The 14,771-nt window shown below is 51.2% G+C and carries 16 protein-coding genes; 10 read left to right on the top strand and 6 right to left on the bottom strand.

What is annotated here, in order from left to right; translation table 11 throughout:
• Window positions 1–327 precede the first annotated feature (327 nt).
• The 3 genes from Q0135_RS08625 (at window position 328) to Q0135_RS08615 (ending at window position 3,171) form a co-directional block, all read left to right on the top strand.
• Window positions 328–1,110, top strand: coding sequence for a tetratricopeptide repeat protein (locus Q0135_RS08625; protein ID WP_297896459.1), 783 nt, complete (start codon window positions 328–330; stop codon window positions 1,108–1,110).
• 508 nt (window positions 1,111–1,618) lie between these two features.
• Entirely contained in the window at window positions 1,619–2,047 is a 429-nt protein-coding gene (locus Q0135_RS08620) for a hypothetical protein (RefSeq protein ID WP_297989842.1), read from the top strand.
• Between the two features lie 143 nt (window positions 2,048–2,190).
• The gene (locus Q0135_RS08615; RefSeq protein ID WP_297989840.1) at window positions 2,191–3,171 is read left to right on the top strand and encodes a DUF3137 domain-containing protein; all 981 of its coding nucleotides are present in this window, start codon (window positions 2,191–2,193) and stop codon (window positions 3,169–3,171) included.
• Window positions 3,172–3,294: 123 nt separating this feature from the next.
• On the opposite strand, the gene Q0135_RS08610 is transcribed toward Q0135_RS08615, so the two are convergent.
• From Q0135_RS08610 to Q0135_RS08590, 5 genes are all read right to left on the bottom strand, one after another.
• Entirely contained in the window at window positions 3,295–3,513 is a 219-nt protein-coding gene (locus tag Q0135_RS08610; RefSeq protein ID WP_297989838.1) for a hypothetical protein, read from the bottom strand.
• Between the two features lie 184 nt (window positions 3,514–3,697).
• Window positions 3,698–4,627: a DUF4299 family protein gene (locus Q0135_RS08605; protein WP_297989837.1), complete on the bottom strand. Its 930-nt coding sequence runs from the start codon at window positions 4,625–4,627 to the stop codon at window positions 3,698–3,700.
• 142 nt (window positions 4,628–4,769) lie between these two features.
• Entirely contained in the window at window positions 4,770–5,579 is an 810-nt protein-coding gene (locus Q0135_RS08600; RefSeq protein WP_297989836.1) for an SMI1/KNR4 family protein, read from the bottom strand.
• A gap of 328 nt (window positions 5,580–5,907) precedes the next feature.
• Window positions 5,908–6,051 carry a hypothetical protein gene (locus Q0135_RS08595; RefSeq protein WP_297989835.1) on the bottom strand — a complete coding sequence of 48 codons (144 nt, stop codon included), beginning with the start codon at window positions 6,049–6,051 and terminating at the stop codon, window positions 5,908–5,910.
• Window positions 6,048–6,629 carry a hypothetical protein gene (locus Q0135_RS08590; RefSeq protein ID WP_297989833.1) on the bottom strand — a complete coding sequence of 194 codons (582 nt, stop codon included), beginning with the start codon at window positions 6,627–6,629 and terminating at the stop codon, window positions 6,048–6,050. The genes Q0135_RS08595 and Q0135_RS08590 overlap by 4 nt, the downstream gene beginning before the upstream one ends.
• A 175-nt stretch (window positions 6,630–6,804) precedes the next feature.
• Between Q0135_RS08590 and Q0135_RS08585 the strand changes: the two genes are divergently transcribed.
• The gene (locus Q0135_RS08585; RefSeq protein WP_297989831.1) at window positions 6,805–7,443 is read left to right on the top strand and encodes a hypothetical protein; all 639 of its coding nucleotides are present in this window, start codon (window positions 6,805–6,807) and stop codon (window positions 7,441–7,443) included.
• Between the two features lie 702 nt (window positions 7,444–8,145).
• Here Q0135_RS08585 and proC read toward each other — a convergent pair.
• Complete coding sequence (gene proC, locus Q0135_RS08580; protein WP_297989830.1) at window positions 8,146–9,081, bottom strand: pyrroline-5-carboxylate reductase; 936 nt, start codon at window positions 9,079–9,081, stop codon at window positions 8,146–8,148.
• A 137-nt stretch (window positions 9,082–9,218) separates the two neighbouring features.
• On the opposite strand from proC, the gene ilvC reads away from it, so the two are divergent.
• From ilvC to Q0135_RS08550, 6 genes are all read left to right on the top strand, one after another.
• Window positions 9,219–10,241 carry a ketol-acid reductoisomerase gene (ilvC, locus tag Q0135_RS08575; protein WP_297989829.1) on the top strand — a complete coding sequence of 341 codons (1,023 nt, stop codon included), beginning with the start codon at window positions 9,219–9,221 and terminating at the stop codon, window positions 10,239–10,241.
• 13 nt (window positions 10,242–10,254) lie between these two features.
• Window positions 10,255–11,445 carry a divergent polysaccharide deacetylase family protein gene (locus tag Q0135_RS08570; protein ID WP_297989827.1) on the top strand — a complete coding sequence of 397 codons (1,191 nt, stop codon included), beginning with the start codon at window positions 10,255–10,257 and terminating at the stop codon, window positions 11,443–11,445.
• The gene (locus Q0135_RS08565; RefSeq protein WP_297989825.1) at window positions 11,429–12,217 is read left to right on the top strand and encodes a DNA-processing protein DprA; all 789 of its coding nucleotides are present in this window, start codon (window positions 11,429–11,431) and stop codon (window positions 12,215–12,217) included. The genes Q0135_RS08570 and Q0135_RS08565 overlap by 17 nt, the downstream gene beginning before the upstream one ends.
• Before the next feature lie 527 nt (window positions 12,218–12,744).
• Window positions 12,745–12,939 (top strand): hypothetical protein, encoded by a 195-nt coding sequence (locus tag Q0135_RS08560; RefSeq protein WP_297989824.1) that lies wholly within the window; start codon window positions 12,745–12,747, stop codon window positions 12,937–12,939.
• A gap of 123 nt (window positions 12,940–13,062) precedes the next feature.
• On the top strand, window positions 13,063–13,455 hold the full coding sequence (ruvX, locus tag Q0135_RS08555; RefSeq protein WP_297989822.1) for a Holliday junction resolvase RuvX: 393 nt from the start codon (window positions 13,063–13,065) through the stop codon (window positions 13,453–13,455).
• A gap of 445 nt (window positions 13,456–13,900) precedes the next feature.
• On the top strand, window positions 13,901–14,269 hold the full coding sequence (locus tag Q0135_RS08550; RefSeq protein ID WP_297989820.1) for an EthD domain-containing protein: 369 nt from the start codon (window positions 13,901–13,903) through the stop codon (window positions 14,267–14,269).
• Window positions 14,270–14,771 lie beyond the last annotated feature (502 nt).

Below are 14,771 nucleotides of genomic sequence, written 5' to 3'. Positions count from 1 at the left end.
TTCTATGAAATTTTAAGGCTAGTTCTAAATTTACAGCTCGTAAAATTTCGATTTTAGAATTTTACGAGCGGTTTCGCGGTATCGCTACTGCGCCGTTCGTAAAATTTAAATTCGGCTGCAAATTTACCGCTTGCGGAATTTTGAAATTTTAAAATTTTGCGGCGTGGAAGTTTTAAGTAAAATTTTAAAACAAGGCTTAAGGTACTAAAATTTTTGTGCAGATTAAATTTCATGCGACGAAATTAATTCGTAAAATTCTCCTTGGCGGGATTTGCCTGCAAGAGTACTCCTTGAGCCCCGCGGCGCATCGCCGCAAAAAGGATAGATATGAGAAAGATCATCGACATAGCGGCGCTTTCGATTGCCGTTTGCATCTTGGTTATGGTACTTTTTTTGCCGTCACCCGTTTTGTCGTTCAAATGCTACCGCGGCGATGGCGTAAGCTGTGCGCAGCTGGGGCGCGACAAGCTTTCCCGCGGAGATTACGATGGCGCCAGGCTCGCTTTTGCCAAGGCTTGCGAGGCGGGCGAGAAAGATAGCTGCTTTGATTTGGGAGCTCTATACGACGGCGAGGGCAATGCGACGCAAGCGGGCGTATTTTATGCCGCAGCGTGCGATAAAAACGTCGCCATAGCCTGCCACAAGCTAGGCAACCTGTATCAGCGAGGGCGCCTAAGCAGGGACTTCGTTGCCGCCGCGCAGCGTTACGTTAAGGCCTGCGATTTGGGCTATGCCAAGAGTTGCCACAATGCGGGCGTGGTCTATTACACGGGCGGTTTCGGGCTTGCGGCGGATCCGGCAAAGGCGGTGAGCTTTTTCGAGCGAGGCTGTGACGGCGGGCTAGCGGATAGCTGCTATAATGCCGGCGTTGCGTATGATAAGGGCCTCGGCGCGCCGCAGGATCGCGACAAGGCGGAGAAGCTTTACACCAAATCCTGCGAGCTGGGCTTCGGCGATGCCTGCAATAATTTAGGCTATTTGTATGTGAGCAAGGGGGATCTGCGCGGATTTTCCAAGGGGCTTGGATGGGTCAAAAAGGGCTGCGACGCGGGCAATAAAAAATCCTGCCAGCTCTACGAATTCATGAAAAACCAAATTTTAAAGAAGTAGGCGCTTGGTAGCCCGGCGCACATTTGCCGATTTGCACTGCCTGCCGTGCACGCCATCTGTTTTTCACTGCTCGCCGTGCGCTGTCCGTCGCGAGTTTCTGTTTTGTGCTGTTTGCCGTACGCTGTTTGTTTTGCACTGCTCGCGTCTTGCACCGCCTGTTTGCCCTGCTTGCCGCGTGGTATTAATTTTGCGGCGGCTTCTGCGATACTACCGCGATGGGTTTGTGAGCTTTTGTAGCGCGCGCAATTTCGCCGAGATTTTACGACGTGCGAAATTCGGCAAGGCGTAGATAGCCCATGCATGCGATTAGTTAAATTTAGCGGCGGAGCTTTACTTAAAATTCTATCGCTATGAAATTTTAAGGCTTAGCTCTAAATTCAGGACTCGCAGAATCTCAACTTTAAAATTTTACGGGCGGCGCTGCGAGCAAGGCATAAATTTTGATTTTAAAATTTTACGGTGCGGAATTTAGCGTGGAAGCAAAGCGCGAGCTATTTGAGGAGATAAAATGGAATATGAGATCACGGGCGAGGTTCGAAATCTCCGCGTCCACGCTGCAAGAGGAAATAGCAAAATTTGGGTATTTTTCGAGATAGACGGCGTGAAGCTGCGCGGCGAGTTTAACGATATTCCCGTGGAGGAGGGCGAGCTTGCGCGCGCGTATTTCATCCGCGGAGGATATGCGGGTAGCTACGTGATCACTCGAGTTCAGACAGCGCGCAAACCAAGCCCTTTGCGCCGCAAGCTGGGGATCGCGACCGCCGTGTGCACGCTGGGCTTCGGCGCGGCGCTGTGGATTGTAGGCTTTGGGATTTTAAACGTCGGCGGGAGGGGCTCGCTAATTAATTTTGTCTGTATTGCCGCGGCAGGATTTGGGGTGCTAAAAGAGGGCGCGGGCAATCTTAAAATGTGGCTAAATCAGCGCACGTCCGAGTAGATCGCCGCCGCGACGTAAATTTTATAGACTTATAAATTCGCCGAATAAAATTTACTCGCGCCGTCGTATCTTTGCGGCGTAAATTTTGCTAAAATTCGCTCCAGGCGCGAAATCCGCTGCGTAAATTTAGAAAAAGGCAAAATTTGAACATAAACGAAGCAATAGTTGCCACCGCCAAAAAGCAAAAAGAGTGCCGGCTAGCATTTATAAAGTATCTGTTTTTGGGAATTTTATTTATAATAGCGCTGCCCGTAGGCGGCGGATTTGCCGTATGGCATCTTTTTGAAAATCGCCTTGCACCGCTATTTTTCATCATTATCTATATTCCGTTTTTTCAAGCCGCACTAATGGCTAACGCGAGCCGAGTGACCAGCGAGCTGGGGGATTACAAAGCGTTTTATAAAGACGTTTTCGTCCGCGCCGCTATTCGGGGCACAGATCCAAATTTTAGCTACGATCCGAATGCCGGCATCAGCCGTAAAGAATTTCGCAAAATCGGCATCTATTCGCCCGATGAGTTTCGCGCCGAAGATCAAATCAGCGGCATTTATAACGGCGTCAAATTTAACCTCAGCGAAGCGATCCGCATCCCAAACGGCGCGACGCTGGAAATCGGCGACTCGGCGGCGCTAAATTTGCTATCTGCGATAGTTTTTGCTTGGTCAACGATGAAAGATATGCAGGCGTTTAGCGGCTCGGTCTTGGTCTGCGAGTTTTACAAGAAATTTAACGGGCAAACGATAGTCGCGAGTCGCACGTTAAATACTAAATTTATAGGCGAAAAAGAACAGATGGACGACGTGTTTTTTAGCAAAGAATTTCGGGTCTTTGCGGACGATAAGGTTGAGGCGAGGTATCTTTTGACGCCCGCGTTTATGGAGCGCCTGCGCGAGCTAAAGGAAAAATTCGCGGGGAAAATGGGAGTGAGCGCGGCGTTTATGGACGATAAGCTTTATCTATTTTTAAACGGAGCGAAAAACAAATTTGAGACGACGCTTTTTTCGCCGCCGCCGAGCTTAGAGGACGCCACTGAAATTAAAAAGGAAATTTCAGAGCTTTTATCTATCATAGACGAGTTAAATTTAAACCCGGATTTAAGCGGGGCGGCGATTTTGGCTGATTAATGCGCGCCGCTATTTATCGGCTAAAATTTACTTGCGCTGCGCCAGGATCGCCGCTATTCTCCGCTGCCGACCGAGATACGCTATGGCTCGGATTGCTCATTTTCGCTACCGGCCGGGGCGCGCTTAAGCAGCTCCTGTTCGCGAGCGAATAATCTGCAAAATTTCTCCCAGTCGTGCAGATAGACGAGCCTGTGCTCTTTGCCGCTTTCGTCTATGTATATGCCCTGCGGAACCCATCTTTTGCCAGTAGCCGAAAAACGGCAGCGCCTCGATCTCCTCTTGCAGCACGCCTCGCATCATGCCGTTATCGTAAATTTTTAGATCGTAGTAGGTCCTTTTCATTTTAACCTTTCTAAATTTTACCGCGACGGAATTTTATCGTGGTGGAATTCTTAAATTTGCATCGCGATAAAATTCCATCTTTTAGAATTTTGTGCGCCGCGAAATTTACCGCGAATTCCGCGTCTTTAAATTTTGCGGCGTCAATCCTCGATAAAATTCTGCAGAATTTCACCGCAAGTAAAATTTAGCTCGCTAGCGCCTTTAGCTGATTGACGTTTAGCCCGTCAACCAAAATATAGCTCGCATCGATGAAGCGGTAGTTTCGCTTCGGCAGCCGCGCGATAAACTCGCCGTATTCCAGCTCGACGATGGCGCGGTAGTTACCTGCGTCGTTTTCGTCGCCCTCTATGCCTATGAGCGCGATCTGCCAGCGCGCGACGTCGCTATTTTTCAGCATCTCCGCGTTTTGCCACTCCACAAACGGCTTGTAGGGCAGGATAGTGGGTAGGTCTTGCGTGAGCGCGTATGAGCCCATTATCGTGCCGTCATCCCCATTTCGGTAAAACCTCTGGTGCGCGTCGTAAGCGTCGAGATATTGCACTTCGGTTAGCCGCTTGCTAAACTCGGCGGCGGGGTTGTATGAGGCTAAAATTTCATCCATCATCGCGCGGTTTATCGCAAAAGGCCTCTGCACCCCATAGCAAAAATTTACCTCCGTATCGCCGCTTAAGTGCTGATCTATCGAATGTAGCCCCGCCGCTATATCGCGCTCGTAGTCGAATTGCTCTATCCTGTCGTGAGTGTAAATTTCGCCGTTTTCATCCGTGATCTCGCCCTCCAGCTGCTTAGATAGCGCCTGCAGATACGAGATCGCCAAAACCCAATCAAAGATCGTCGCGGGCGTATTTACGCGCACGGCGTAGCTTTGCTGCTCCTCGTCATATCTTAGCTCCATTCCGCGCCCGCTCTTGCCCCGCACGCCCAAAATCAGACACTCATACTCGCTCAAAAGCGATTTTAAAAACGCCCTTTCGTCGAAATCCTCGGCGCTCTCGTTTATGCCAAACACCGATAGATCGGGCAGCAGATCCAATGCCTTGCTAACGCTCATGGCGTCCGAATACCCCATAAATAGCGGTCGCTTTTTGTTTTTGATGCGGAATTCTACGCTCATCGTTTTCTCCTTATTGAAACGGCAAAATTATAGCGAAATTTTACCCGCCACGGCGAGCTAAATTTACGCGTGCAAGCCCGCGTTGCTGGTTGCACAAGCGTGCGCCGCAGCCGTCACAAAACTCACTAATAATCGCAAAAGCTTACGCGCCGACTGCGTCTTTTAGGCTCTGTGCGCACAAGCCTGCGCTCTTGAGCTCGCGCAAAATTTCACCCATCAACTCCTCTTTGAAAACGTCAAGTATCATCGCGCCGGCGTCCAGCTCAGCATGGCGTAGGGCGGGCTCGCTGAAGTTTTTAAGCTCTTTAAACCGCCGCTCGCCCCGCCTGGCAAATCCGAGCCGAACCTCGTTCGGACTAAGGCTCAGCATACCGCTATTGCGAGTGAAATTATACACGCTAAAGCCGTAAAGCTGCGGATCGGCGGCTCTAGCGCGCACGCTCAAAATTTCCTCCAGCCGCGCCTTCGTGCCGTCTAGATCGAGCCCCGTTTGCAGCGCGATCTTGCCGCTAGTGTCGAGCCGCAAAAGCGCTAAAAACGAAGCGAAGTCCTGCGCGATGATGCTTTGCTCGTCGCACTCGACGTCGATGTAGGTGACCGCAGGCTGTTCGCTCGCGCGGTAGTCCAGGCACAGATACCAATGCCCGTCGCCGCTGAATGGCACCAGCCCGTCAAGCTCGAAGCTCACGCACTCGCGCTCCTCGCCCCAGCTAAAGCGCGTAAGCGACGGATGCGCCTCGCCGATGCCGCTGACGGCGTCCAGCGGGTAGCTCTCCAGCTCGTAGCGCAGGTAGCCGCCGTTTTGCACGCTTAGCATCATGACTAGCTCGCGTGGCAGAGCGCGACCTAGCTCCTCTTCTGCGGCCCTCAGCGCCTCTGGAGTGAGCGGATCTTGTAGATAGGGCAGGTAGATCGGCCTGCGCCAGATGTTTGCAAGTTCGTTTGCGTTCATTTTCGCTCCTTTAAATTTGCGGGTTAAAATTTCAAGCATGCCTTAAATTTTAAGCTCGAAGCCGAAATCTCAGGCTATAAAATTTTAAAATTTTACGGTGCCGAATTTTTCACGGCTCGCTCGCCGTATTCGGCTCGCCTGTAACTATACGGCTCGTCCTTCGGCGGTTTAAATTTAATCTCGATCGGGACGCGCCGCCGTTTAAATTTAATCCGCACTGAGCGGGCTTAAAGCCGCGCACCGATAAAATTCCATCGTAAATCTACTCGGCACGAGCGTCTATTTAAAGCGGCGGAATCTTGCAAGCAAGCTAAAGCCTTTCGCGCGCCTAATCGAAATCATAATACAGGCTCCACGCGCCGCTCTGCTGGTTTTTAGCAAACATCAAGCTACCGCTGTCAATGACGTTAAAGCCCGCCTTCTCGTCTGAAGAGACCTGAAAAGCGAACTGAAAGCCCTCGCCGAAGCTCACTCCGGACTGGCAAAAGGAGGGTGGCCGCCGAGCTTCGTGCAGTTGTAATATTCCAGCCCAGCCGTGACGTCGGAATAATAAAGCCCGACCGACCTTTTAAGCTCCAAAATTTCGTGCACGACGTCAGGCTCCAGCCCGCCGCCGTCCCAAACGGGCGTATCGTCCGCGGCAAATTTGGGTTGCAAAGGAAAGGGCTTTATCTGCGAGCGCGGATTTGCAAGCTCTTTTATGACGAGCTCCTTTTCGTTTTTATGCTCGCGGATCTTCCACGGGCCGTCCATATCCTCATCAAATTTGCCGATGAGATCCTGTGAGATAAAGACCACAAGCAGCTTGACGCCGTCCAAGACCTGCGGTACGTAGGGCAGCGCGGGCAGGTAGAACTGCGCTAGAGGGAGCATCGGCGCGCCGTTTTGATCCGTCGGCAGCTCCTCATCCGCCGCGTAAGCGAGCACGCGGCCGATCCAGCACTCATCGATCGCGCCTCGCGGCCTCACGCCGCCCGTCTGAAAATAGGTGATCTTGCGCGCGATCTTGCGTTGCAGCTCCTTAATCTTTTCTTGCAGATGCGTTTGCATTTGCGTCCTTTTCGGTTGGAATTTTAGCGCTTTTGTGAAATTATAGCGTAAATTTTACCCGCCGCCGCGAGCTAAATTTGCAGTGTAAGGAGTTGCGAAAAGTGAGCTTAAAGCTTTTTGAGAGTAAAATTTAAACAGACCCACGTAGGCGGTAAATTTAATCAAAGGAGCGAAAATGACGAAAGATCAGTGCTACGTCCTAAAGCATTTGACGGCGGGCGATACGGGCGGTTTTGAGAAAACGGGCGAGATGAATGACGGCGAGTTTTTGGATGCGCTTATCGCAAAAGGGCTCGTGCGGGTGCTTGATTGGGCAGGCGAGGACGAGACGGGCGATGTAGGCAAATTTATCAGCTCTAGGCTAGGTGCGCTGCAAAGCGGTGTGGCTATAAAGTGCGATAAAATTTACGCAAGGCTCGAAAAAAAAGCGAAAAAAGAGGGTTTCGAGCGCGGTGATGCGAGCCTATTTTTGATGAACGAGTTTCAAAAGGCGCTCAAAAAGAGCGATTTTAGGCTCTTTACTTTGGATCTTCATAGCGACGCTTATTATCTGCTCGTCGCGCACAAGGACGCCGAGAAAGATTTTAAAAAGCTAGCAAAGCACGAGGAGCTATTTTGGGGCATCGCGCCATGGGGCAAGCGCCGCAAGAGGCAGATCCTTTACGTCATAAACTGCGAGTGCGGCGAGATGTCGGCGTGGCAGCTGGACGCGGACGAGCCCTCTCCTAGAGACGAGGTTTGCGAGGTCTGCGGGCGGGTACTTTTCGACGCAGACGGCAACGCGATGCAGCCTTTGGAAAAGGAATTTATCTGATCTTGCTTATCGTGGCTTTGCGTGCGAAGTTTTGGCTAAATGAAAGTCAAATTTTATTGCGCAGCTCGGTAGGATTTGGCGCGTGGATTTGGTTTGTGGTTAGGCGGCGAAACGCAGTTTAAATTTACAGCTCGCTTTGGCGGCAGAATATGTTTCTATACGGCCCGCTTTGGTAGTAAAATACTGCTCGGCGCGGCTAGTTTTGCTTTGCTGTTTGCGTGAGCGGCGAAATTCGCGGCTTGCGTTTGTATCTCGCAAGACCGCAGTACAGGACGCCCTCTTTTAGCGCTTACGTTACGCTTTTATGTTCTTGCCTCTCAAGTTCGTAGTCGCGGACATATCCGTTCATGTTGCGCTAAATTTTGATTTTAATAGTTGTGGACGTAGGCTCGCGCCGATAAAAATCAAAATTTTGCCCTGCTGCGGGCGCTAAATTTACAATCTCTAAATTTAAAATTTTAAGCGTAAAATTTTGAACTAAAATTTCTAAAATCTCTAAATTTTAAAATTTTAAATGCAATATGAGCTTGCCGGCTTATTTGCCATAAGGCTAGTAAACTCCCCCGCTACAGAAACAGCGAACTCATTCGATTTAAAGATAAGGCAAAATTTTTGCTAGAGAGTGCCCGCACAAAATCCCAATGTTAGCGCGCCCAAAAACGCGCCGTATTTGAAATCCGAAACCGACGAGGTGCGGCGAGGCTAGCCGCGAGCTTTGGCGATGCACGCCTCGATCGCCGCCATCACCGCTGCGCGAAACCCCGCCGCCTCGAGCGCCGCGAGCCCCTCTATCGTCGTGCCCGCAGGCGAGCAGACCGCGTCTTTAAGCTCCGATGGGCGCTTGCCGCTTTGCACCAGGCGCGCCGTGCCCTCTACCGCCGCCGCTACCGCGTCGTAGCACAGCGCCCGCGGTAGTCCGCCCCGCACGCCCGCGTCCGCCGCCGCCTCGATAAAGGCGCACACATACGCAGGCAGGCTACCTGCAATCCCCGTAAATGCAGCAAAGCCAGCCTCATCTATCTCGTAAAATTTGCCGATTTTGGCGGCTAGCGCTCGTACGATCTCCCGACTGGCCTCATCAAAATACTCGCCGTAGCACAGCGCAGTAGCCGACGCGCCGATACCCGCAGCGACGTTTGGCATCGCGCGGGCCACGAAAACGTCCGCACCTACGATATTTTGGGCGCGCTCTAGCTTGAAATTCGGCGCTAAAAGAAGCAGGATTTTGCCCGCGAGCTCGGGCGCGATCAGGTGCAAAATCCCCTCGTAGCTAGCGGGCTTGGTCGCGAGCACGATTATATCCGCTTCGTGCGCCAGCCGCATTTCGTCTTGTAAAATTTGCACGCCGTAGCGCTTGCGCAAGGCTTCGTTTTTGCTTCTGGCGTAGGCTAGGACTTCTAGTTTTGTCTCGGAGCGGGGCTGCACACAGGCGAAATCACGTTCGCGGCTCGCAAAATTCTGCTCTAAATTTGCGAAATTCCGCTCGCAAGCGGTAAAATTTTGAGTATCGGGCATAAAATTCCGCCCGTCGTGCGCGGAATTTTCTCCGCCCGCCGTGCAATCTCGCCCGCCAGCTCTGCAAAGTGCGGCGATCATCGCCTCGCCCATATTTCCGCCGCCGATAAATCCCACTTTCATTTTCGCTCCTTTTAAAGCTAAATTATGCCTCAATGATAGCTCAAAATTTCTTTATCCGCCCTTGCGGCGCGCGGTTTATCTACGTAAAAGCAAATTTTAGCTACAATCTCGCCTAAATTTTTAAAAAAGGATGCATTATGGCAATAAACGTTTTTTACGACAAAGATTGCGATTTAGGTTTGATTAAGGCTAAAAAGGTCGCTATGATCGGCTTTGGCTCGCAGGGGCACGCTCACGCCGAAAATTTGCGAGATAGCGGCGTAGAAGTTATCGTGGGTCTTAAAAAGGGCGGCGCGAGCTGGAGTAAGGCTGAGGCAAAGGGCTTTAAAGTAATGAGCGTCGGCGAAGCTACGAAGGCTGCGGATCTTGTGATGATCCTAACGCCTGATGAGTTTCAAAGCGACATTTTCAAAGCGGAGATCGAGCCAAATTTAAGCGAGGGCGACGCGATCGCGTTCGCGCACGGCTTTAATATCCACTTCGGACAGATCGTCCCTCCAAAGGGCATCGACTGCATTATGATCGCTCCGAAAGCCCCGGGCCACACCGTCCGCAACGAGTTTGTAAGCGGCGGCGGCGTGCCTATGCTGATCGCCGTTTCGCAAAACGAAAGCGGCAGAGCCAAAGAGCTTGCTCTAAGCTACGCAAGCGCGATCGGCGGCGGCCGCACCGGCATCATCGAAACTACTTTCAAAGCAGAGACCGAGACCGATCTTTTCGGCGAGCAGGCTGTGCTTTGCGGCGGACTTTGCGCGCTCATCAACGCGGGCTTTGAGACCCTCGTAGAGGCTGGATACGAGCCTGAGATGGCGTATTTCGAGTGTCAGCACGAGATGAAGCTGATCGTGGATCTCATCTATCAAGGCGGCATGGCAGATATGCGCTATTCGATCTCAAACACCGCAGAATACGGCGATTATGTAAGCGGCAACCGCGTCGTAAATGAAAGCAGCAAAGCGGCGATGAAAGAGGTGCTAAAGGAGATCCAAAACGGTAAATTTGCAAAAGACTTCATCCTCGAGCGCAAGGCGGGCTATGTACGGATGAACGCCGAGCGCAACATCACGGCAAACAGCTTGCTTACCAAAACCGGCGAGAAGCTTCGCGCAATGATGCCGTGGATCGCTAAGGGTAAGCTCGTAAATAAAGATAAAAACTGATTTCGGCTGAGCTTTGGCTAATAGAAATCCACGCGGGCGCCGCAAAAAGCGCTTGATCAACTACGCAACGATCGCCTTTGTCATAATCTTATGCTTTTTAAGCGGTGCGGTTACCTACGCGGTTTTGGATCTCGTATTTTCGGGCAATAAAGCCGCATTGCAGCAGAGCTCGCGCAAACAAACTCCCGAAAGCACTTCCGATTCTCGCGGAAAAAAGCCGCGTTTAAGCGCTGCACAGAAGGAAGCATTGATTCAAAAGGAGCTTGATAAGATCGCCGAGCAAAACGTAACCGCGCCGAAGCTTCCCGTAGAGCCTGCCTCGCAAAATTCCGCAAAACAAAATTCTACAAACGGCGATTTGCAAAATTCCGCAAATTCTATCGCTTCCTCAAATTCCGCCGTCGCAAATTCGGCAGATGACGGATCGGACGTAAATTTTACCGCGGCAAATTCCGCTTTAGAAAATTCCATAAATTCTACCGCGCAAAGCCACGCTTCCGGCAACGCGGACGATCTTTCTAAATCGCCGCGCAAGGCTTTGCCCGCAGGCTCTCGCGCAAAGCTTGCGATCATCATCGACGACGTAGGCACCGGCGAGCAGGCGCAAAAGATCGCCGCTCTGCCCGTGCGCGTGACGCCGTCCATCTTCCCGCCCGAGTATCAGCGCAAGGACACGCGCTCGCTCGCTCGCGGCTTTGAGCATTACGCGATCCACCTGCCGATGGAGGCGAGCTCTGCCAAAAATAACTCCGCGACGCTGCGGACTTCGGATAATTACGAGAAGCTAAACGGCGTCATAGCCAAGCTGCGCGCGGACTTTCCGAACGCTAAATTTATAAATAACCACACCGGTTCCAAATTTACCGCCGACGAACGCGCGATGCAAAATCTGCTGCGCGCTATGAACGAGCATGGATTTTTATTTATCGACTCGCGCACAAGCCCCGCTACCAAGGCCAAGGCGGCGATGAATGGGCTCGGCATGCGATACGTGCATCGCGATGTGTTTTTAGATAATCAAAACAGCGTCGCCGCGGTGCGCAAAAAGCTGCGCGAAGCCGTCGCGCTTGCTAAAAAGCAGGGTTACGCCATCGCTATCGGCCATCCCAAAAGCTCCACTCTTCGCGCGCTTGCAAACAGCGCCGACATCCTAGGCGAGGTCGATTTGGTCTATTTGGACGAAATTTATGAGTACTACGAGTGAGCTTAGTTTTAAAATTCCAAGCTTAAGAATACTCGGTGCGAGCGAGCCCGCGCGGCTGTATTTTAGGGGCGAGCCGGCGATGTTACAAAAGCGCCGCATCTCGATCGTGGGCTCGCGCAAGATGAGCGTTTATAGCAAAAATTTGATCCTGCGCCTCGCGCGCGCTTTGAGCGATGCGGACTTTTGCGTCGTAAGCGGCGCGGCGATCGGCTGCGACATAGCCGCGCACGAAGGGGCGTTCCCAAACACGATCGCGGTTTTTGGAAACGGCCTTGATCAAATTTATCCCGCGCAAAACGCCGCTATGATCGGCAAAATTTACGAGCATAGCCTCGCGCTTAGCGAGTATGAGGACGGCGTGAGCGCGCGCGGATTTCAGTTTTTGCAGCGCAACCGCATCGTCGTGGCGCTGTCCGAGGCGCTCATCGTCGCTCAAGCCGAACCCCGCAGCGGTTCGTTGCAAAGCGCGCGCCTGGCTCGTGAGATGGGCGTGCCAGTGTATGTGCTGCCGCACCGAATGGATGAGAGCGCGGGCACGAACGATCTGCTCGCAAAATCTCAGGCGCGACTGATTGCGGATTTGGGCGAGTTTGTTGCGTCTTTGGCTCCGCAGATGCCGCAAAGCACCGAACGCGCGCAGGATGAGGTGATGGAATTTTTGGCTTTAAATTCCGATCTGCAAGCGGCGATCGAGCGCTTCGGCGATAAAATTTACGAATACGAGCTTGAAGGCAGGATTGAAATTTTAGGCGCGAAGATCGTGGCAAAGTAGCCGGCGGGCGCTTGCTCGTCGCGGTTTGATCGGCGCCGCCTGCCGGCATAGCGTGTTTGCATGGCGCGTAGTCTGCGCGGTCGGTGTTTAAATTTAGAAAAAAGGCGGCTCGGTAAAATTTTACCTTCCGCAGGTCGCACTAGAACTAAAAACAAATTGGCGCGGTTTGTTTGTACAGCGCCGCTCGCCTCCGCTTGCGGTAATGATCGGTTTGTGAATGCCGCGCGCAATTTGTAAATACTTTGCGGCGCGGAATTTAAGTGTTAAAATGCATGAAATTTTCTGAAATAGCGTTTAAATGTTTGTTTGCCTATCGTGCTAAATTTTTGCGGGTAAATTTGGCTGCGGATTTCAGCGCGAGTGTGGTAGGCTGAATTTGTTGCAAGAGAAAATTTTGGTCACGGCGGCAAAATTTTACGAGTTATAAAGCGTAGGGGGGGCTTGTATCTGCTCCGCCGCGTGAGTGCGGGTTTGCTTTAAAATTTTGATTTTACGTGGGGTGGGTTGGTTGCACGTCCGGCACCTGCATGGCAGGATTTATGCACGCCGTGAGTTTGGGTGTCGCTTACGTGCAGCTCACGCGGACTCAGTGCGGATGTACTGAGCCGGGCGTGGCGATCGAAATTTTGGAATTTGAAGCTCGTGGCACGCTAAATTTAATATCTCGCAAGCGGCGCGAGCGAGTGAAATTTATTATGCCTATTTTGTATGAAATTTCATAAAATTCCGTAGCGAAATTCTGCGATGAAATTTAGCTATGAAATTTCGATCGCGGAATTTTGGTGGCATATTTTAATGGCGAAACGTAAAATTCCATAAAATTTAATGTAAGTAAAGGATGAAATTTGATAGTTGCGATCGATCTTGGGCTTAAACGTATCGGCGTGGCGGCGGCACCTGATGATAAGACGCCGCTTCCGTGCGAGCCGATCCTGCGCAAAAACCGCACCCAAGCCGCGCGCGAGCTAAGCGAGCTGCTGCGCGAAAAGGGCGCCAGCATGCTGGTGCTTGGCGTGCCGCGCGGCGGGGCGAGCGAGGAGGAGATGAGCAGGCGCATACGCCACTTCGCCTCGCTGCTGGATTTTGACGGCGAGATAAAATTTCAAGACGAGAGCTTTTCGAGCGCCGAAGCGGCAGAGTTTGCGAGCAAAGGCGCTAAGGGGGGCGGCAAGGATCCGCGCTTTGATAGTATCGCCGCGACGATAATTTTGCAGAGGTTTTTGTCGAGCAAGGGTTAGCGCGTGCGTAGCAACGTAATTTGCCCGCGGCGGCGCAAGAGAAAATCGCCGCTCGTCTGTTTTGTCGCCGTTTGAAAGGCCGCGGAATTTTACTCGCTCGCCTAAAATAGACGGAATTTATGCGCGCCGAAAGTCAGTAAAATTTTTATCGTTCGCTAAAGCTTGGCGAAATTTTGCTTTGCCCGCAAAGAGCCTGCGGAATTTATTTCGACTGCAGCCGTAAATGGCGCTTTAGGTAGTTAAACTAAGTGAGATTGACAGCGATTTAAGTTGTAAACGGCGAGGTTTATGCATTTTTGGCGATTTGTGCTCGCGCGCACGGCTGCTATTTAAGTTTTTTCAAGGTCTATTTAGACGCAAAGAATACTAAGCAAAATTGCAAAAATGCGGATGCATCATAGAATAGGGTGCAAATTTTGCGATAAATTTCATTTAGGGAGCGGTTATGTTTAAGATCACGATGTTAGTAAAAAAGGCGCCGAACATCACGCAGCAGGAGTTTTTGGCGCACTGGGAGGCGCATTCGCAAAAGGTTTTGGATAATCAAAAAGAGCTAAATATTATCCGTTACGCAAAAACTATTCCCGTCTTTCCCGAGGGTCAGAGCACCAAGCGTGAGACGGCGGCGTTTGGCTACGACGCGATGGGCGAGCTATGGTATGAAAGCGTGCAGGCGTTTGCGGACGCACGAAACAGCGAGGTAGCGCGAGCGGTGTTAGCGGAGCTGATGGCGGATGAGGCGCGGTTTTGCGATATGAAAAACTCCGTGATGTGGTTCGGCGAGGAGGAGGTTGTGATAGAGTTTGAGCGCTAGGGAGCGCGGCTTGCAGTGAATAAATTTTGAAGTAAAGCTCTTTAAATGGATAGAATTCTACGTGGCATTTGGGTTTTAAAACTAGCAGAATTTTACGAGCTGGGCTTGCGCGGCTGAAATCGCAATCGCAGTTTACATAGATGAAATTTACATGCGCGATACAGATACTGCGCGGCCTAAATTATTTTAAGGCTCATATATCTAAGTGGTGTAGATCTAAGAAGCCTGGGTATTGGAGCCAAAACGCCTAAAGACGCATTACGCTTGCGATTTTGGCATAGGCAAGCCGATTTCTAAGATAAAATTTAAAGGCTGGCGGCGTAAAATTTTTTAAAATTTCTAAGCAGCAATGCGAAATTTTCAAAAATTTTCTATGGCGCGGCAAGATGCTCACCATGGGCTTAGTATGCAACAAAATATTTTACACACTAGATTATCGCCCTGATAAATTGTCATTGTAAAGGCTATAGGCGTTTCATACCTCAGGATTAAATGCTTTAGT

Origin of the sequence: uncultured Campylobacter sp., from assembly GCF_937981295.1 — a bacterium.
Taxonomy (GTDB): Bacteria; Campylobacterota; Campylobacteria; order Campylobacterales; family Campylobacteraceae; genus Campylobacter_B.
The sequence above is the reverse complement of the archived record's forward strand: the minus strand, read 5'-3'. Positions and strand labels throughout refer to the sequence as shown.